General features: G+C 40.0%; 13 protein-coding genes. 9 read left to right on the top strand and 4 right to left on the bottom strand.

The window, feature by feature from the left end:
* The first annotated feature begins 180 nt into the window (after positions 1-180).
* The 3 genes from V471_RS07995 (at position 181) to V471_RS07985 (ending at position 4,135) form a co-directional block, all read left to right on the top strand.
* Complete coding sequence (locus V471_RS07995) at positions 181-834, top strand: uracil-DNA glycosylase (protein WP_049554300.1); 654 nt, start codon at positions 181-183, stop codon at positions 832-834.
* A 19-nt stretch (positions 835-853) separates the two neighbouring features.
* Entirely contained in the window at positions 854-2,122 is a 1,269-nt protein-coding gene (locus V471_RS07990) for a dihydroorotase (protein WP_004182559.1), read from the top strand.
* A gap of 75 nt (positions 2,123-2,197) precedes the next feature.
* Positions 2,198-4,135, top strand: coding sequence for a DUF2207 domain-containing protein (locus tag V471_RS07985; RefSeq protein ID WP_004182558.1), 1,938 nt, complete (start codon positions 2,198-2,200; stop codon positions 4,133-4,135).
* A gap of 167 nt (positions 4,136-4,302) precedes the next feature.
* Here the strand turns inward: V471_RS07985 and V471_RS07980 are convergent, their stop codons facing one another.
* On the bottom strand, positions 4,303-5,592 hold the full coding sequence (locus V471_RS07980; RefSeq protein WP_004182557.1) for a hypothetical protein: 1,290 nt from the start codon (positions 5,590-5,592) through the stop codon (positions 4,303-4,305).
* Entirely contained in the window at positions 5,582-6,838 is a 1,257-nt protein-coding gene (locus V471_RS07975; RefSeq protein WP_004182556.1) for an ATP-binding protein, read from the bottom strand. Before V471_RS07975 ends, V471_RS07980 begins: the two co-directional genes overlap by 11 nt.
* Before the next feature lie 186 nt (positions 6,839-7,024).
* Between V471_RS07975 and V471_RS07970 the strand changes: the two genes are divergently transcribed.
* The 5 genes from V471_RS07970 (at position 7,025) to V471_RS07950 (ending at position 13,068) form a co-directional block, all read left to right on the top strand.
* Positions 7,025-7,996 carry a thiamine pyrophosphate-dependent dehydrogenase E1 component subunit alpha gene (locus tag V471_RS07970; protein WP_004182555.1) on the top strand — a complete coding sequence of 324 codons (972 nt, stop codon included), beginning with the start codon at positions 7,025-7,027 and terminating at the stop codon, positions 7,994-7,996.
* A gap of 24 nt (positions 7,997-8,020) precedes the next feature.
* Entirely contained in the window at positions 8,021-9,019 is a 999-nt protein-coding gene (locus V471_RS07965; protein ID WP_004182554.1) for an alpha-ketoacid dehydrogenase subunit beta, read from the top strand.
* A gap of 229 nt (positions 9,020-9,248) precedes the next feature.
* Positions 9,249-10,631 (top strand): dihydrolipoamide acetyltransferase, encoded by a 1,383-nt coding sequence (locus V471_RS07960; RefSeq protein ID WP_004182553.1) that lies wholly within the window; start codon positions 9,249-9,251, stop codon positions 10,629-10,631.
* A gap of 170 nt (positions 10,632-10,801) precedes the next feature.
* On the top strand, positions 10,802-12,559 hold the full coding sequence (lpdA, locus tag V471_RS07955; RefSeq protein WP_049529174.1) for a dihydrolipoyl dehydrogenase: 1,758 nt from the start codon (positions 10,802-10,804) through the stop codon (positions 12,557-12,559).
* Between the two features lie 272 nt (positions 12,560-12,831).
* Complete coding sequence (locus V471_RS07950) at positions 12,832-13,068, top strand: hypothetical protein (RefSeq protein ID WP_157108262.1); 237 nt, start codon at positions 12,832-12,834, stop codon at positions 13,066-13,068.
* A 71-nt stretch (positions 13,069-13,139) separates the two neighbouring features.
* Here V471_RS07950 and V471_RS11100 read toward each other — a convergent pair whose 3' ends face one another.
* Together V471_RS11100 and V471_RS07940 are read right to left on the bottom strand one after the other, a co-directional pair.
* Complete coding sequence (locus tag V471_RS11100; RefSeq protein WP_045771628.1) at positions 13,140-14,105, bottom strand: IS3 family transposase; 966 nt, start codon at positions 14,103-14,105, stop codon at positions 13,140-13,142.
* A complete protein-coding gene (locus V471_RS07940) occupies positions 14,102-14,779 on the bottom strand; it encodes a helix-turn-helix domain-containing protein (RefSeq protein WP_045771627.1) in 678 nt (225 codons plus the stop codon). The genes V471_RS11100 and V471_RS07940 overlap by 4 nt, the downstream gene beginning before the upstream one ends.
* A gap of 98 nt (positions 14,780-14,877) precedes the next feature.
* On the opposite strand from V471_RS07940, the gene V471_RS07935 reads away from it, so the two are divergent.
* On the top strand, positions 14,878-18,879 hold the full coding sequence (locus V471_RS07935) for a GBS Bsp-like repeat-containing protein (protein WP_415860108.1): 4,002 nt from the start codon (positions 14,878-14,880) through the stop codon (positions 18,877-18,879).
* Positions 18,880-18,892 lie beyond the last annotated feature (13 nt).

Genomic DNA, 18,892 nt, shown 5'->3' with positions numbered 1-18,892 from the left:
ATTATAACATAAAACTATAACGAGTTAAAGGTTGTAAGCCCTTTAAACTTGTGGAATCATTCATTTTTAAAACTTTGTAGAAAATGCTTCCTATTCAGGATGCTTTTTCAGTATTTTCCGAATATTCCCTACAAATTATGGTATAATTTAGGGTGTAAAACAGTCTAAAAAGAGGTTTTTATGGAACATTCGACATGGCACAAGCTTCTGAAAGAGGAACTGCCAGATCATTATTTTTCAAAGATAAATCAGTTTATGGATCAGGTTTATAGTCAGGGAACGGTTTATCCGCCACGTGACAAGGTTTTTAATGCCTTGTTGGAGACCCCATTTGAAGAAGTGCGGGTGGTAATTCTTGGTCAGGACCCTTATCATGGGCCTCATCAAGCACAAGGACTATCCTTCTCAGTACCTGATAGCCTTCCTGCTCCTCCGTCTTTAAAAAATATTCTTAAGGAGTTAGAGGAAGATTTGGGTCCTAGACCCTTTCATGATTTAACTTCATGGGCTGAGCAAGGGGTGCTTTTGCTTAATGCCTGTCTGACAGTTCCAGCTGGTCAAGCAAATGGGCACGCCGGTCAGGTTTGGGAACCTTTTACAGATGCTGTGATTAAGGTTCTCAATCAAAAGGATACTCCTGTTGTCTTTATACTTTGGGGTGGCTATGCTCGTAAGAAGAAAGCTCTGGTTACCAATCCAAAGCATGCCATTATTGAGAGTGCCCATCCGAGTCCCTTGTCGGCCTATCGTGGTTTTTTTGGCAGCAGGCCTTTTTCAAAAGCCAATGCTTACCTTGTATCTCAAGGCCAATCCCCAATTGATTGGTTGAAGTAAAATAGAAAGTTGGAAGATTATGTTACTGATTAAAAATGGTCGTGTTGTAGACCCTAAGTCTGGTTTGGATACGCAAGCTGATGTTCTTGTTGATGGTAAAAAAGTCGTTAAGATTGCGGAAAACATCGAAGCTGGAGATGCTCAAGTCATCGATGCGACTGGTCTTGTGGTTGCTCCTGGTTTGGTAGATATCCATGTTCATTTCCGTGAGCCAGGTCAAACCCACAAAGAAGACATTCATACTGGTGCCTTAGCAGCGGCTGCAGGTGGTTTTACAACAGTTGTTATGATGGCTAACACTAATCCAACGATTTCAGACAAGGAAACCTTGGAGGAGGTCTTGACTTCAGCAGCTAAGGAAAATATCCATGTTAAGTCTGTTGCGACTATTACAAAGAACTTTGATGGTGAAAACATCACTGATTTCAAGGGCTTGCTTGAGGTTGGTGCTGTCGGATTCTCAGATGATGGTATTCCATTGACCAATGCTGGTATTGTCAAAAAAGCCATGGAACTTGCTAAAGAAAATAATACCTTTATCAGCCTTCACGAGGAGGATCCTGATCTAAATGGTATTCTCGGTTTCAATGAAAATATTGCTAAAAAAGAATTCCATATTTGTGGGGCAACTGGTGTAGCTGAGTACAGTATGATTGCGCGTGATGTCATGATTGCTTATGATACACAAGCACATGTTCATATTCAACACTTGTCAAAAGCTGAATCTGTAAAAGTGGTTGAATTTGCCCAAAAACTTGGAGCGCAAGTTACTGCCGAAGTGGCACCGCAGCATTTCTCTAAGACTGAAGACCTCTTGCTCTCAAAAGGTGCTAATGCCAAGATGAACCCACCACTTCGTTTGGAATCTGACCGTCAGGCCGTTATCGAAGGGTTGAAATCTGGAGTTATCTCAGTTATTGCCACAGACCACGCGCCACACCATGCCGATGAAAAGAATGTCGATGATGTGACTAAAGCACCATCAGGAATGACTGGTCTTGAAACATCTCTATCTCTTGGATTGACCTACTTGGTTGAAGCAGGTCACTTAAGTTTGACGGAACTCTTGAAAGTAATGACTAGCAACCCATCTGATCTTTATGGCTTCGATGCCGGTTATTTGGCTGAAAATGGACCAGCTGACCTTGTAATCTTTGCGGACAAGGAAAAACGTCAGGTCACAGCAGACTTTAAGTCTAAGGCGGCTAATTCACCATTTGTAGGCGAAGAGCTTACTGGCAGTGTTAAATACACTATCTGTGACGGTGAGATTGTTTATCAAGCCTAAATAAGGGATCAGAGCAGGGCACATCGAGACACTTGGTGTTGCACCTGCTTTTTTAATCTTTGAAGGAGCAAAATGATGAAAAAGATACTGAAAGGTCTTGTTAAATATGTTACTTTAACTGTTTTGTTAGTCTGTTTTCTGCCATTGTCTTTGCATCACGTCAAAGCTGATGAGGTAGAGTATAGTCTCCCTTCCTATGTTGGTCATCTTTCAATTCATGATGATGGTAATGCGACATTTACTCAGGAAGTGACTTATGATTTTGATAGTGATTATAAAGGTCAGTATGTAACCTTGGGGAAAATTGGTGGTTATTCTATTATGGATGATCCCAAGGTTTCAGCAACTGTAAATGGGAAAGAAAAAACAGATATTACAGTTGAAAAAACAGACTCCTATGAAGGTGTTAAACTCAAAGTTTATAATTCAGGTTCAGATGGTGATAGGGTTGTCCTCAAAGTTACTTGGCAGATCCAACACCTATTGAATCTATATTCAGATATTGCAGTTTTAAATTGGTTTCCTATTTCTGATTGGGATAAAGGATTTGGACAAGTTGACTTCACAGTTGATGGTCTGGATGCAAGTCAAGGAGAGCTTTACGCTCACGCTGGCTATTTTGGAAAAGACCCACAGGTTAAGCGTACTTCTACAGGTTATCAGGTTCATGTAGACAATTTACCAGCATCAGGTAAATTGGAATTACACGCCTACTGGCCGATGACCAGTGCTTTACGAGAAAATAATCAGGCTTACTTATTAAATAAGACGAATAAGGCAGACTTTCTAAAAAAAGAAGCAGATATCAAGAAATCTAAAGAAAACTTTCGACGCATTTTTTATGTCATCTTACCACTTGTGATCTTAAGCTTTGTTCTTATTGGTATTTTCTGTTACCTCATTGTTCTTTATAGCACTAGGATGCCTTCTTTCCCTCGAGATGCCCGTCTTTATGAAGCCCCTCAAAATTTAGCACCTTTGGTCCTAGCCAAGAATGTTTATAATCAGTCGTTCGACAAAACAGGTCTAAAAGAAGAAACGGGTCCTCTGAAGTTTAAATATATGGTACAAGCTACCATCCTTGATTTGATTGATAGAGGTCATCTCACCTATAGACAAGAAGGTGATAGTAATATTCTGACACGTATTGAAAAGGAGGTGCTCTCTTCATTTGAAGTGTCTTTCTTGGATATGTTGTTTGATGGTCGCATGGAAATTAGAGATACGGAAATGTTCTCGCGCTATTATCTTGATAAAGATGGCTTAGAAAAACAATTTAAGAGTGCTAGAACAAGCTATGAGCGTGAAGCAATACGTTCCCAAGGAAAACGTGTCAAATATCAATTCACTAATGACGGCTATCAAGTAGCAAAAGGCGTAGAAAAAGAGGAATTTGCGCTTGGACTTCCTAAAATTTATAGAGATTTTAGTCCGAAAGAAAAGACATTTAACATATTGGGAGTAGCAGCTTTGGTACTTTCAATGGTGCTTTGTATTCTTTCAACCTTGTTCTTATTTGCTGCCTTTGGATCAGGACTAGGTTTTTACTATATTCTTGGTCTTCTACCTATAGCAGGAGTTACCATTTTATTCTGGTACTTAGTGAAAAGACGTCGTCAGAGATGTCTTGATGCAACTCAAATTTCAACCTATTACCAGTGGCATAGCTTTAAAAATATGATTAAGAGTATTCCTAGTTTTAAAGAATCCGAACTAGAATCTGTTATCCTTTGGAATCGTATCTTGGTTTATGCGACACTCTATGGACAGGCGAAAAAAGTTAGTGATGTGTTAAAACGTTACAACATCCACCTCAGCAATCCATCTCTAGATGAGTTTACTTATTCAGCAGCACCGTTTATCATGATGAATAATGTCAATTATCTAGAATCTTACGTTTCTGCCTCAGATAGCGTAAGTAGCTTCTCTATCAATTCGAACAGTGGTAGTGGCGGCTTTGGAGGCGGTGGCTTCTCTGGTGGTGGCGGAGGAGGCGGAGGCGGTGCCTTCTAAGCTACACTAGTCGGAGTTTACTATTTGTAGAGACACTCAGTCTATATGATTTTGGGTGTCTTTTTGTATGTCGAAGAATTATCTTCGTTCAAAAATGCTAGGAAGTTTGAGAGTGAAGAGATAAAAAGCAACAAAAAAAGAGCCACCGGCTCTTTTTCAATATCATCTTAATAACCAGGTTCAAAGATTTCAATTATTTGAGTCAGATAACCTGCATGTAAACCGATACGATAGTCAACATTTGGCAAAGTCTTAACCAAATCATTCAGTTCTTTATCTTTGCTAACCTTATCAGCCAAAACTGGTAATTCAACGACAAGGAGTTGCGAGTGATCTAGTTGGAGGTAACTACTGTTGACCTTGATGTCAGGACGAAGTAGTTTAAATATCGCTTTATCCGAAGCTTGGAGCAGTTGATATAAATCTAAGTCAGGTAAAGGAATCTCACCAAACTGAGGACTGATATTAATGGAGATATCGACATGCGACGCTCTCATTTCCAAAATACGATTTGAAAGAAAACTTGCTATTATTGGATTGCTAAGCTTATCCAAGTGTTCTTGAGTCTCTGGATTACCAATGCTAGCATTGTCCGTTTTATAAATTTCAAGTAGGCTAGTAGCTTTGGCGGTATCTTCATTTTCCAAGGCAAGAGAAACGTCCTTGAGATTTTTTTTGAATAGGTCGAAGGATTTTTGCTTTTGCGTGATAATTTGGATAAAGGATTTGCTGTAGTTAGTCATAGTTCCCAACAATTTATGACGTTCTTTGTTCAGCCTATCAATAGATTGTTGGTGGATAGCCTGGTTCCAATTGTAAAAATCCCATAGTAGTAGAGCAATATATAGAACAAAGATAACAGAACTATTAGCATTGACCTTGAAAATTATTTCAAATAAATTTTTAGGGTCATTGGCTGTTGGAAGAATGCTGTTAAGACCATGGATAACAGTAAAGAAGACATAATAGACAGCAAGGAAGGCAGTGCTTCGCAACCAGTTACGTCTAGCCCAAGCCTCGTCAAGACTACTCATCTGACTTAGGTCTACAGCGAAGATTTTAAGCATTAGGTAAATGATTAATGGAGCTAAGATGTAGGTCAAGATATGTAAGTTAGTGTCGAGGGTAATATCACCTTTGATATGTAAGACGTGAGGGAGAATGACAATTGAAAGTAGTCGTGTAGCCATATCAAAAAGGATAGTTGGATAAAAAGCGTAAAGCAATCGATGATAGAAAGAACGCTCTTTGACAAGGGCCAAATCAGCAACAAGGAAGAAAAGAGGATCTATAACGATTTTTACGAGACTAAAATAGGATGCTGCAGCTACATAGGACAAAAATAGAAGTAAGAGGTGTCCTCGCAGTGGCTTAACCTTAGACATAGTCTGGTAGAGGTACCAAATAGAAATGAAACTAACAGCCTGTAAGAGAGGATTGATAATATTAGTAATCATTGTAACCTCCTTTTGTCATGTCAATCTCGATTTGTAAGCGGTAAATACCAGCACGTGTATTTGAAACAATGTTAACGTTTGGATATGTGGATAGGATGCTGTTGACGCGTTTTAGTTCGGGATCAGAGAAATCAGATGTAATGGCAGAATCTTCTTTAGTGCTTGAACTTTCAACGACAAAGTGTTGACTATCCTCATCTTTAAAATAAGCATAGCTAAGGTATTTCTGTTCACTATCTTGTGCTTGGACAATGACATGATCCAAGATCGTTGAAAGGCTATATACCCAATCTAAAGGATAAATAGGATAAACGGTAATGGGTTCTGGGACCTCCATACTAACCCAAACATCCAATTCTTTTGCCTTTAGGAATTTAGCTTCAAAGATGACTCGCAAATCAGGAAGTTTAATATTTTCAAGTTTATCTCGATAAAAATGATCAATCTTCTTATCTAATGGATTCGGAGTCAGCAAGTAGTCAATTAACTCCTGAGCTTCCTCGTTTTGTTTGAAACGGATGATATCGTAGAGATTTTCAGCTTCGTCCTTGATAAAGAGCTCTTGGCTAGTCTTTTTCTGGTACCAAGTATTGATGTTCTGGCTTGATTTTTGAAGAAGCTGAGAATGTTCCTCTTGAGCTTCTTGTGTTTGTGCACTGAGGTCCTTTCTATAGAGATTAACCTGTCCAGATAGAATCAGAGCTGTAATAATAAGAAAGGCAATAGTAAAGTGAATGTTTGTTGAAAGAAGTTCAGAAGCAAAGTAGATAAAGGCTAGGCCACAAAGGGCGACAGAGGTTGATTTGTACCAAGGTCTCGCTTTATCAATTTGCATCATTCGAGAGTAGTCCACTTGAAGAAGGGCACTTTGGGCAAACCATAGTAAAAACGCAAGAAAAAGTATAAATGGACCAGCATAATAATAATCTAGGACAGAAGGGAAAAAGATTGGAATAATCAGGAAAATGACCAGTCTCACCATTAAGGCAAAGGTGAAAGGTATAAAGAAAGTCTCCAAAATGGTATGTCTCAGATTTTTGTAAGATTTGTTAGCTAGAAGAAGTACAAGTCCAATAAAACCGGATTTTGGAAAGGAAATACCAAAATAACTAGAGGCAAAAATTGCTAAACCTGCTAAAATAAGAATCCAGTATCTAAGGGGTCTCTGTGTGGTCACTTTGAAGATAACAATTTGTAAAATAAAAGCTATACATGCCGTAAGCCCGTGAACGATGACGTCACTCAATGTCCAATATTCTCCTATTCGGGTAAAATCTATACAATTATATCATAATGCGCTTAAAAAAAGCATACGGATTGCCTATAAGTGATAAGGTTGTAAGGCTTTTCATCTTTCAAGCATATTTCTTGCTCATTAAGTTTTTTTAACCTATCCTAGATGTATAGAAAAATTTCGATAGAGGAGATCGATATGGTAAAACTTTCTAAAGAGACACATCTTGAGATGTTCACTAAAATGGAACGTATTCGTGAATTTGATTCACGTATTAATAAATTGGTTCGTCGTGGTTTTGTTCAAGGGATGACTCACTTTTCAGTTGGTGAGGAAGCAGCCAACGTTGGTGCTGTTCAACACTTGAGCTATGACGATATCTTCTTTTCAAATCACCGTGGTCACGGACAATCTATCGCCCAAGACATGGATTTGAATAAAATGATGGCAGAACTTGCTGGTAAAGCAACCGGTGTTTCTAAGGGCCGTGGTGGTTCTATGCACTTGGCAGACTTTAAAAAAGGTAACTATGGTACTAATGGTATCGTTGGTGGTGGTTACGCTCTTGCCGTAGGTGCAGCCCTCACTCAGCAATACAAAAAAACAGGAAACATTGTTGTGGCATTCTCTGGAGATGGCGCAACCAACGAAGGTTCATTCCATGAGTCAGTCAATATGGCAGCTACTTGGAAATTACCTGTTATCTTCTTTATCATCAATAACCGTTATGGTATCTCAATGGATATCCATAAGGCTACAAATACACCTCACCTTTATACACGTGCGGAAGCTTATGGCATTCCTGGTTTCTACTGTGAAGATGGTAACGATGTTTTGGCTGTATATGAAACAATGGGCAAGGCTGTTGAGCATGTCCGTGGTGGCAATGGTCCTGCTATCGTTGAGGTAGAATCTTACCGTTGGTTCGGTCACTCAACTGCCGATGCGGGTGTTTACCGTACTAAGGAAGAAGTTGACGAGTGGAAGAACAATAACGACCCTATTATTAAATACCGTGACTATCTCGTTGCTGAAAATATCGCAAGCGCTGAAGAGTTAGATGCTATCCAAAGCCAAGTTAAGGCAGAGGTTGATGCAGCTTATGAGTTCGCCCAAAATAGCCCAGATCCAGAACTTTCAGTTGCCTTTGAAGATGTATGGGTAGACTAAAGAGAAAGGTTGAGGAATACAAGTATGAGTGAAACAAAATTGATGGCCTTGCGTGAGGCAGTAAACCTTGCTATGAGCGAGGAAATGCGTAAAGACGAAAATATCTTCCTTATGGGTGAAGATGTCGGTATCTATGGTGGTGACTTCGGTACATCAGTTGGTATGTTGGCAGAGTTTGGTGAGAAACGTGTTAAAGATACACCAATTTCAGAAGCAGCTATCGCTGGTGCAGCTGTTGGGTCTGCCATTACAGGTCTTCGTCCAATCGTTGACTTGACTTTCATGGACTTCATCACGATTGCCCTTGACGCTATCGTTAATAATGGTGCAAAAAACAACTACATGTTTGGTGGTGGTTTGAAGACTCCTGTAACCTTCCGTGTAGCTTCTGGTTCAGGGATTGGTTCTGCGGCACAGCACTCACAATCTCTTGAGTCATGGTTGACTCACATTCCAGGGATTAAAGTGGTTGCTCCAGGTAATGCTAACGACGCTAAAGGTCTTTTGAAATCTGCTATTCAAGACAATAACATTGTTATCTTCATGGAACCAAAAGCACTTTACGGTAAAAAAGAGGAAGTGACACAAGACCCTGATTTCTACATTCCACTTGGAAAAGGTGAAATCAAGCGTGAAGGAACTGACCTTACTATTGTCACATATGGTCGTATGTTGGAACGTGCTCTTAAGGCTGCTGAAGAAGTGGCTGAACAAGGTATTAATGTTGAGGTTGTTGACCCACGCACGCTTATCCCACTTGATAAGGAATTGATTTTCGAGTCAGTTAAGAAGACTGGTAAACTTATGTTGGTCAATGATGCTTATAAGACAGGTGGATTCATCGGTGAGATTGCTGCTATGGTTACAGAAAGTGAAGCTTTTGATTACCTTGACCACCCAATTGTACGTTTGGCAAGTGAAGATGTGCCTGTACCTTATGCGCGTGTCTTGGAACAAGCGGTTCTTCCAGATGTTGAAAAGATTAAGGCTGCAATTATCAAGATGGCCAATAAAGGAAACTAACTTTCTAGCGATGGTTAAGTGATATTTCTCGCTAGTAAAATGTGTTTCTTGTTTTCACTGTGGGAGTATCGGAAATTATAATTTAAAGTAGAAAGGAGAGGGCGAACCAGAGGGCATAACTGAACCCGAGTGGAAAGCTCGGAAAATAGACCGTCTGTCTACGTCAGCAGGCTGACGTGTCAGACGCCTAATTTTCAGTCGCTTTCTGGTCGCTCTTGGTATCTTATAAATGGCTTTTGAGATTATTATGCCTAAGCTTGGTGTTGATATGCAGGAAGGCGAAATCATCGAGTGGAAGAAACAAGAGGGTGATGTGGTTAATGAGGGAGATATCCTTCTTGAAATCATGTCAGATAAGACGAACATGGAACTTGAAGCAGAGGATTCAGGTGTCCTTTTGAAGATTACGCGTCAGGCTGGTGAAACTGTACCAGTTACTGAGGTTATTGGTTATATTGGAGCAGAAGGTGAAGTGGTGGCTGATAACGTAGCTAGCGCACCAGCTGCTGAACCTGCTCCAAAAGTTGAAGAAGTTGCTACTGTAGAAGCACCTGTAGTGGCAACCCAGGCTCCTGTCGTACACGAAGGTGGAAAAGTACGTGCAACGCCTAAGGCCCGTAAGGTGGCGCGTGAGTTGGGTATTGACCTCACTCAAGTTCCAGGAACTGGAGCAAAAGGTCGTGTTCATGCTGATGACGTTGAGAACTTTAAAGGTGCTCAACCTAAGGTGACTCCACTGGCACGTAAGATTGCAGCGGACCTTGGTATTGACTTAGCTAGCGTATCTGGAACAGGCTTTGGTGGTAAGATTACTAAGGAAGACATCCTTGCAATCAGTGCTCCAGCGCAAGTTAAGGAAGCGGCGGCTGCACCTGTGGTTGAAGCTAAACCTGAAAAAGTCTTGCCAGAAGGCGTGGAAGTTATCCCAATGTCTGCTATGCGTAAGGCGATTTCTAAGGGAATGACGCACTCATACTTGACTGCACCAACCTTCACCCTTAACTATGACGTGGACATGACTAACCTAATGGCTCTTCGTAAGCAAGTCCTTGATCCAATCATGAATAAGACTGGCATGAAGGTAACCTTCACTGATTTGATTGGTTTGGCAGTTGTGCGTACCCTTATGAAAGAGGAACACCGTTACCTCAATGCATCCTTGATTGACGATGCGCAAAATATCGAATTACACAAATTTGTTAATCTCGGTATTGCCGTTGGTCTCGATGATGGCTTGATTGTACCTGTCGTTCACGGTGCAGATAAGATGAGTTTGTCTGAGTTTGTTGTGGCCTCTAAGGATGTCATCAAGAAAGCTCAGGCTGGTAAATTGAAGGCTGCTGAAATGTCAGGTTCAACCTTCTCTATTACTAACTTGGGAATGTTTGGAACCAAATCATTTAACCCAATCATCAACCAACCAAACTCAGCTATCCTTGGTGTTTCAGCAACGATTCAAACTCCAGTTGTTGTTGATGGGGAAGTTGTCGTACGTCCAATCATGGGTCTATGCTTGACAATTGACCACCGTATTGTAGATGGTATGAATGGTGCCAAATTCATGGTTGATTTGAAACATTTGATTGAAAATCCTATGGAATTGTTGATTTAAGAAAAAAATATCTAAAAACTGAAGTTTTAATAGAAAGGAGAGGGCGAACCAGAGGGAATAACTGAACCCGAGCGTAAAGCTTGGAAATAGACCGTCTGTCTACGTCAGCAGGCTGACGTGTCAGACGACTAATTTTCAGTCGCTTTCTGGTCGCTCTTGGTATCTTATAAATGGCTTTTGAGATTATTATGCCTAAGCTTGGTGTGGACATGCAGGAAGGCGAAATCATCGAGTGGAAAAAACAAGAGGGTGATGTGGTTAATGAGGGAGATATTCTCCTTGAAATCATGTCAGATAAGACGAACATGGAACTTGAAGCAGAAGATTCTGGTGTTCTTTTGAAGATTACGCGTCAGGCTGGTGAAACTGTACCAGTTACTGAGGTTATTGGTTATATTGGAGCAGAAGGTGAAGTTGTGGCTGATAACGCTGCTAGCGCACCTGTTGCAGAAGCAACTGTTCAGTTGGAATCAGCTGGTCTTGAAGTTCCTAAAGCTCCTGCCCAAGCTGCTCCAGCAGCTACTGCAGAAAAAGCACCGCTTGTTGACAATGAGTACGATATTATCGTTGTCGGTGGTGGTCCTGCTGGTTACTATTCTGCCATTCGTGGTGCGCAACTTGGTGGTAAGGTTGCTATCGTTGAAAAATCTGAATTTGGTGGAACATGTTTGAATAAAGGATGTATCCCAACTAAGACCTACCTTAAAAATGCAGAAATCCTTGATGGACTTAAGATTGCTGCAGGTCGTGGTATCAACCTAGCGTCAACAAACTACACTATCGATATGGATAAGACAGTTGACTTTAAGAACTCTGTCGTTAAGACACTTACTGGTGGTGTTCAAGGGCTTTTGAAGGCTAACAAGGTCACTATTTTCAATGGTCTTGGTCAAGTTAATCCAGATAAGACAGTTACTATTGGTTCAGAAACAATCAAGGGACGTAATATTATCCTTGCGACTGGATCAAAAGTGTCTCGTATCAATATCCCTGGAATTGAGTCACAACTTGTGATGACATCAGATGATATCCTTGACTTGCGTGAATTGCCTAAATCACTTGCAGTTATGGGTGGTGGTGTCGTTGGTATCGAGCTTGGTCTTGTTTATGCCTCATACGGTGTAGAAGTGACTGTTGTTGAGATGGCTGACCGCATTATTCCTGCTATGGATAAAGAAGTATCACTTGAACTTCAAAAAATCCTTGCTAAAAAGGGTATGAAGATCATGACATCTGTTGGGGTTTCTGAGATTGTAGAAGCTAACAACCAATTGACCCTTAAACTTAATAATGGTGAAGAGATTGTAGCGGATCGTGCCCTTCTTTCAATCGGTCGTGTCCCACAATTGGATGGTCTTGAAAATCTTAACCTTGAACTTGACCGTGGTCGTATCAAAGTTAATGCTTATCAAGAAACATCAATCCCAGGAATCTACGCACCGGGTGATGTTAACGGAACTAAGATGCTTGCTCACGCTGCTTACCGTATGGGTGAAGTTGCAGCTGAAAATGCTATGCGTGGCAATGTCCGTAAGGCTCACCTTGACTACACACCAGCAGCTGTCTACACTCACCCAGAAGTCGCAATGTGTGGTCTTACTGAAGAAGATGCACGCGCTAAATACGGTGATGTTCTCATTGGTAAATCAAGCTTTGCTGGTAACGGACGTGCCATCGCTTCAAATGAAGCTCAAGGTTTTGTTAAAGTCGTTGCAGATGCGAAGTACCATGAAATCCTTGGTGTTCACATTATCGGTCCAGCCGCAGCTGAATTGATTAACGAAGCGTCAACAATTATGGAAAATGAATTGACTGTCGATGAACTCTTGCAATCTATCCACGGTCACCCAACCTTCTCTGAAAACATGTATGAAGCCTTTGCTGACGTACTTGGAGAAGCTATCCATAACCCACCAAAACGTAAATAAAGTTGATAAAATTCTCGGACGGAAGTTCGGGAATTTTTCTTTTGTCACACATTTTCATCTTTAGTGATATAGCATAATTCTTTCCCTGCTTTTCAAAGAGTAATTCAAATATATAGTTAAAAGGTTTTCATGTTGTACGAATAGTAAGTTCATAAGTACTTAAGGTTTTATAATATTTTTATTTTATTTAGAAATTTTTAACAATAAGCTTTCCATTAGAGTTTTTCTATGGTAAAATGGTTGACATATTAAAAATGCAAAAGGAAAGTTAAATGCGAACGAAAGATTTTATCTACTATGCCAGTGCGGCTGTTCTTTTGGCTGTCACAACTCAGGTTGCTCAAGCTGATGAAGTGGCGACGACCAAAACTCCTTCTGTTACTGAGGAAAATCAGTATCAATCTGCGACAGCGGCTGAAATTTTTGGTGGAGAAGCAGCCTTACCTGTAACTCCTAAATCAACTGTTTCAGCACCCGCAGCTACGAGTGATATGCCCCCTGTCAAGTAGACAGGTTAAATATCTAAAAAAGTGTCTGTTTTTGAAGGTCAGTCGTACAAAATAAATGTACGGCTGTTTTTTTATGCAGACCACTTTGACTTGTACTTTTCAATTTTGTTATTCTTAGCGATTGGGTATGACAAAGGATGTTCTGATGTTAAGGCAGCGTTTCTGACTTCCAAAGGCGTTCTACAGTCATATCTGCTTTGTGGACGCTCTTGACAGTAAAATCGGATATAGTCTTTGATGGCATATCGGAGGGAGGCCTCATCTGAAATCTCATACATCTGATACATTTCCGATTTTATAATTCCCCAAAAACCTTCTATTGGTCCGTTATCAATACAATGGCCTACTCTTGACATGGATTGAATCATATCAGTATCTTTCAGCTTTTTTTGAAAGTTTTTATTGGTATATTGAAACCCTCTATCGCTGTGAAATATAGGCTTAGCTGTGGGATTTTTTTCAATAGCTTTGTCAAATGTTTTGAAGACTAGCCGATTGTCATTTCGACCACTTATGACAAAAGCAATAGGATAGCGGTCATATAAATCAAGTATGGCACTCAGATAAAGTTTCTTATGAGAGTTAGGAATCTTAAACTCTGTAACATCTGTTACCCATTTTTTGTTCGGAGCAGTCGTATAGAAGTTTCTTGATAACTTATTTTCTGCAGTTTCTTCAGACTTGGCAGTCTTGTATTTTTTCCTTTTCTTACGGATAAAAGCGTGAATATCGAGTATTTTCATAATTCGGTGAATTCTCTTTCTTGAGTAATTCGTATGATTGAAATGATTGATCCAATCGGTCATTCTTCGGTATCCCAAGATGTGTGAAAAACGTTCGTCATATTCTTTAATTAATTCCGCAATTTCGCTGTTTAATTGTTCTTGTTCTGGAACTATTCTATGTTTCCATTTATAAAATGCAGACCTCGTAATGCCGAGCTGATGACACATCCAGCTAATGCTCCACCCTTTATTTGTGTTGAAGTCTTCAATCGCTAAGTATTTTGATTCGTGGCGCTGTTTCCCTAGCCTCACATCCTTCCGAATTCTTTCACTTTTTTTAAGAGTTCAACAGCCATATCCTTTTCTTCTAACTGACGTTTTAAGCGCACATTTTCTCTTCGTAAACGTTCTAATTCATCAACCTCATCATCTAGTTTGTGATGACCCCTTTTGTCAACTAAACCTTCTTCACCATCACTATCATACTTTTTCACCCACGAATACACTTGGCTATAAGAAACATCATAAAGTGACGCCGTTTCCTTATAATTGCGATTGTGTTCAATACAATAATTGACAATCTCTTTACGCTCATCAATAGTAGTTTTACGTCTTGCTTTTGCCATATAGACCCCCTGTTTTGGATTGTAATCCTTAAGTTCTATATTGGCATTATACATCCTAATCCACTTTCTTAAAAGTCCTGAAGAAATATCATACTGATGACCTAAATCAATAGATGAAGCCTCACCACTAATACATTTTTCTACAAGTTCCATTTTAAATTCTTTTGAATAGGAACTGTTTTTTGTTTTCTTTGTGAATCCTAAAATCCCATATTTTTTATAGATGGCGGCCCAATCTTGAATCGTCCTTGTGGAAATATGGAGACAGTTACATATTTCAGATCTGGAACGATTTCCATTAATATAATCGAGACAAGCTTGTTCTTTCTCGTATGGGGTGAATCTTTCTCTTCTAGACATAAAAATACCTCTTAAGTAGATTTTAGGTATTTACCTTGTCTACTTAAGAGGTATCATATCAGAGTGAAGTGGCAAAAGCTAGTGCTCCAGCGGTATCTATGTCTCCTGCTTCACAAAGTTCCGAGGCTGCAACGGCATCAACTTCAGTAACGTCTTCAGTTGTAAGTTCAGAAAGTGCAACAGCTTCTACAAGTGCGACAAGTTCGGAGACGTCAAACAGTGCTGTAGCAACACCTGCTAAATTGACGAATTCCACGGATGTTCCTTCGCAAACGCTTAAGGTACAACCAAAGACTTTTATCGATGTCAGCAGCCATAATGGTGATATCAGTGTAGATGACTATCGTGCTCTTGCACGTCAAGGTGTGGGTGGTGTCGTTGTCAAGTTGACTGAGGACACTTGGTACAACAACCCTAAAGCACCATCACAAGTTCGCAATGCTCAAATTGCTGGTCTTCAAGTATCAACCTATCATTTTTCTCGATACACAACTGAGGAAGAAGCACGTGCAGAGGCTCGTTTCTATATCCAAGCTGCACAAAAACTGAACCTTCCAAAGAGTACTGTTATGGTTAATGACTTCGAAGATTCTAATATGCTTCCAAATATCAACCGTAACACCCAAGCTTGGGTTAACGAAATGCGTAAGCATGGATACAACAACTTGATGTTCTACACAAGTGCCAGCTGGTTGGATGAGAACAATCTAGGCTACCGTGGACCTGTCTCAACCTCTCAATTTGGTATTGAGAATTTCTGGGTTGCCCAGTACCCATCGTCAAGTCTTACAGCAACGAGCGCTAAAAACATGCGCTATAATGCCAAAACTGGTGCATGGCAATTTTCAGCTACAGCTAATCTCTTGCCAGGTAAACATGTCTTTGACCAAAGCGTGGACTACACAGGACGATTTACTGCTAATGCCAGTGTCGAAGCAGATCCAACTCAAGGCGATTTGAGTGGGACTATTTCTATTGTTAATAACAATCCAACTCTTGGTAGCTTTGATGTTGTCATCTCTAATGTCAAAGCACCAAATGGTGTTCAAACAGTCTCTGTTCCAATTTGGTCAGAAATTAATGGCCAAGATGACATTATCTGGTATACGGCTAACCGTCAAAATAATGGAACTTACACAGTAAACGTTAAAGCTTCAGCTCATAAAAACTCAACAGGCCTTTATAATGTTCACCTTTATTATGTTCAAAAAGATGGCCAATTAACTGGTGTTGGTGGAACAACAACTCAAGTTTTTATTGGTAAGAAGCCGGAAATATCAGTATTTGCCAACTTGAGTATATCTAAAAATGAGAACAATGGAACATTTACAATAATTGCCAAAAATCTCAAAGGTTTAGAAGGCTATAAAGAAGTTAAAATTCCATTTTGGTCACATGCGAATGGAATGAGTGATATCAAATGGTATACACCGACCAGACAAGCAGATGGCTCTTACACTGTAACGGTGAAAGCTAGTGATCATGAGAATGCTAATGGTAGATATGAAGCGCAAGTATTTTACATTGATGCTAGAGGTCAAAAACGTTTTGTTCAAAAAGCTTTTTCTGACTATTCTCATGGCCAACCGACGGTTCCAGTATCTGCCAACTTGAGTATATCTAAAAATGAGAACAATGGAACATTTACAATAATTGCCAAAAATCTCAAAGGTTTAGAAGGCTATAAAGAAGTTAAAATTCCATTTTGGTCACATGCAAATGGAATGAGTGATATCAAATGGTATACACCGACCAGACAAGCAGATGGCTCTTACACTGTAACGGTGAAAGCTAGTGATCATGAGAATGCTAATGGTAGATATGAAGCGCAAGTATTTTACATTGATGCTAGAGGTCAAAAACGTTTTGTTCAAAAAGCTTTTTCTGACTATTCTCATGGCCAACCGACGGTTCCAGTATCTGCCAACTTGAGTATATCTAAAAATGAGAACAATGGAACATTTACAATAATTGCCAAAAATCTCAAAGGTTTAGAAGGCTATAAAGAAGTTAAAATTCCATTTTGGTCACATGCAAATGGAATGAGTGATATCAAATGGTATACACCGACCAGACAAGCAGATGGCTCTTACACTGTAACGGTGAAAGCTAGTGATCATGAGAATGCTAATGGTAGATATGAAGCGCAAGTATTTTACATTGATGCTAGAGGTCAAAAACGTTTTGTTCAAAAAGCTTTTTCTGACTATTCTCATGGCCAACCGACGGTTCCAGTATCTGCCAACTTGAGTATATCTAAAAATGAGAACAATGGAACATTTACAATAATTGCCAAAAATCTCAAAGGTTTAGAAGGCTACAAAGAAGTTAAAATTCCATTTTGGTCACATGCGAATGGAATGAGTGATATCAAATGGTATACACCGACCAGACAAGCAGATGGCTCTTACACTGTAACGGTGAAAGCTAGTGATCATGAGAATGCTAATGGCAGATATGAAGCGCAAGTATTTTACATTGATGCTAGAGGTCAAAAACGCTTTGTTCAAAAAGCTTTTGTAGAACGAAATGATCCATCTAAACCTACAGGTGTTATTTCTATTACAAATAATAAAGATTCAGGAACTTTTGATGTAGTCATCAGTGATGTCTATAGTCCTAAGGGTGTGCGTACAGTTCAGGTTCCAATCTGGTCTGAGGTTGATGGCCAAGATGATATTCGCTGGTATGAAGCCACACGTCAAACAGATGGCAATTATAAGGTTACTGTCCAAGTGGCTAACCATAAATACTCTACAGGTATTTATAATGTTCATCTTTACTATATCCAAAACGATGGTTCACAAATCGGTGTGGGAGGCACACAAACAAATGTTACTTTGTCAGAACCTAAAGCCGACCTTGCTATCACTGGTCTCAACAATGCTACTGGTAGCTATGATGTAGTCATTTCAAACTTGGTTGCGCCACGAGGTTTTAAAGAAGTCCTAGTTCCAACCTGGTCAGAAAAGAACGGCCAAGATGATATCATCTGGTACAAGGCAGCTAAGCAAGCTAATGGAGACTATAAGGTAACCGTTCGTTCAAGCAACCATAAGGGTGATAGTGGTCTGTATAATTCTCATGTCTATCTGGTTGACAATGATGGTAAATACATTGGCCTAGGTGGTAAACAAGTGACACTTGATATCACTAAGACTCAGGGAACTTTGACTATTGCTAACAATGATAAAAATCGTGGAACCTTTGATGTTCTTATCACCAATCTGACGAATCCAAGTGGTATTTCAGGTGTCCTTATCCCAGTCTGGTCTGAACAAAATGGTCAGGATGATCTTGTTTGGCATAATGCGACAAAACAGGATGATGGTTCTTATAAAGTAACTATTTCAGCAAGCCAACACAAGTGGAATTCAGGCAAGTACATCGTTCATGGCTATATTGTTGATGCTTCAGGGAAGAATATCGGCTTTGGGGCAACTTCAGCTGATGTGGTAGCCCCTAAGAAAATCGGTTCGGCATCAAGAGGAAATTACGATGTTTTAAATAAGGTTGTCTATCTCGATGCTGGGCATGGTGGCTATGATCCAGGTGCTTCTTACTTTGGTATTTCTGAAAAGAGCTTGACCTTGGCTATCCAAAGCCGCGTGAAAGCTAAACTAGAAGCAGAAGGGTATCAAGTTGTGACCACTCGTACAAGTGATACGTATGTTGATTTGACGGATCGTTCACATGCAGCCAATGCTTCTGAATCTGATATCTTCGTAAGTATTCACATCAATGCTTCAGGAAGTTCTGCAGCACAGGGTATTGAGACTTATTATTACCAACCTTATGCAGAATATCCATCACGTATTAATGCAACCTACCATGCTAATCCGACTCGATTGAGCATGAGTGATACCTTGGCCAATGCCATCCAGTCTAGCCTGATTAATGCGACTGGTGCTCAGAATCAGGGCGTGAAGCGTCAAACCTTTGCAGTCTTGCGTGAGACAACAGCTCCGGCAGTCCTTCTTGAACTAGGTTTCTTGTCAAATCCTCAAGAAGCAGCCCGTTTGAATATCTCTGCTTATCAGGAGACTTTAGCTAATGCAATTGTGGCAGGGATTAAGCGTTACTATTCTATTTATAATTAATAGATTGAGAGAA

It is taken from the genome of Streptococcus salivarius (genome assembly GCF_002094975.1).
GTDB lineage: Bacteria > Bacillota > Bacilli > Lactobacillales > Streptococcaceae > Streptococcus > Streptococcus salivarius_D.
The sequence above is the reverse complement of the archived record's forward strand: the minus strand, read 5'-3'. Positions and strand labels throughout refer to the sequence as shown.

What these genes read in the sequence shown, in the direction of transcription:
- V471_RS07995 (WP_049554300.1), top strand. Translation starts at nt 181, where the DNA reads ATGGAACATTCGACATGGCACAAGCTTCTGAAAGAGGAACTGCCAGAT.
- V471_RS07990 (WP_004182559.1), top strand. Translation starts at nt 854, where the DNA reads ATGTTACTGATTAAAAATGGTCGTGTTGTAGACCCTAAGTCTGGTTTG.
- V471_RS07985 (WP_004182558.1), top strand. Translation starts at nt 2,198, where the DNA reads ATGAAAAAGATACTGAAAGGTCTTGTTAAATATGTTACTTTAACTGTT.
- V471_RS07980 (WP_004182557.1), bottom strand. Translation starts at nt 5,592, where the DNA reads ATGATTACTAATATTATCAATCCTCTCTTACAGGCTGTTAGTTTCATT.
- V471_RS07970 (WP_004182555.1), top strand. Translation starts at nt 7,025, where the DNA reads ATGGTAAAACTTTCTAAAGAGACACATCTTGAGATGTTCACTAAAATG.
- V471_RS07965 (WP_004182554.1), top strand. Translation starts at nt 8,021, where the DNA reads ATGAGTGAAACAAAATTGATGGCCTTGCGTGAGGCAGTAAACCTTGCT.
- V471_RS07960 (WP_004182553.1), top strand. Translation starts at nt 9,249, where the DNA reads ATGGCTTTTGAGATTATTATGCCTAAGCTTGGTGTTGATATGCAGGAA.
- lpdA (WP_049529174.1), top strand. Translation starts at nt 10,802, where the DNA reads ATGGCTTTTGAGATTATTATGCCTAAGCTTGGTGTGGACATGCAGGAA.
- V471_RS07950 (WP_157108262.1), top strand. Translation starts at nt 12,832, where the DNA reads ATGCGAACGAAAGATTTTATCTACTATGCCAGTGCGGCTGTTCTTTTG.
- V471_RS07940 (WP_045771627.1), bottom strand. Translation starts at nt 14,779, where the DNA reads ATGTCTAGAAGAGAAAGATTCACCCCATACGAGAAAGAACAAGCTTGT.
- V471_RS07935 (WP_415860108.1), top strand. Translation starts at nt 14,878, where the DNA reads ATGTCTCCTGCTTCACAAAGTTCCGAGGCTGCAACGGCATCAACTTCA.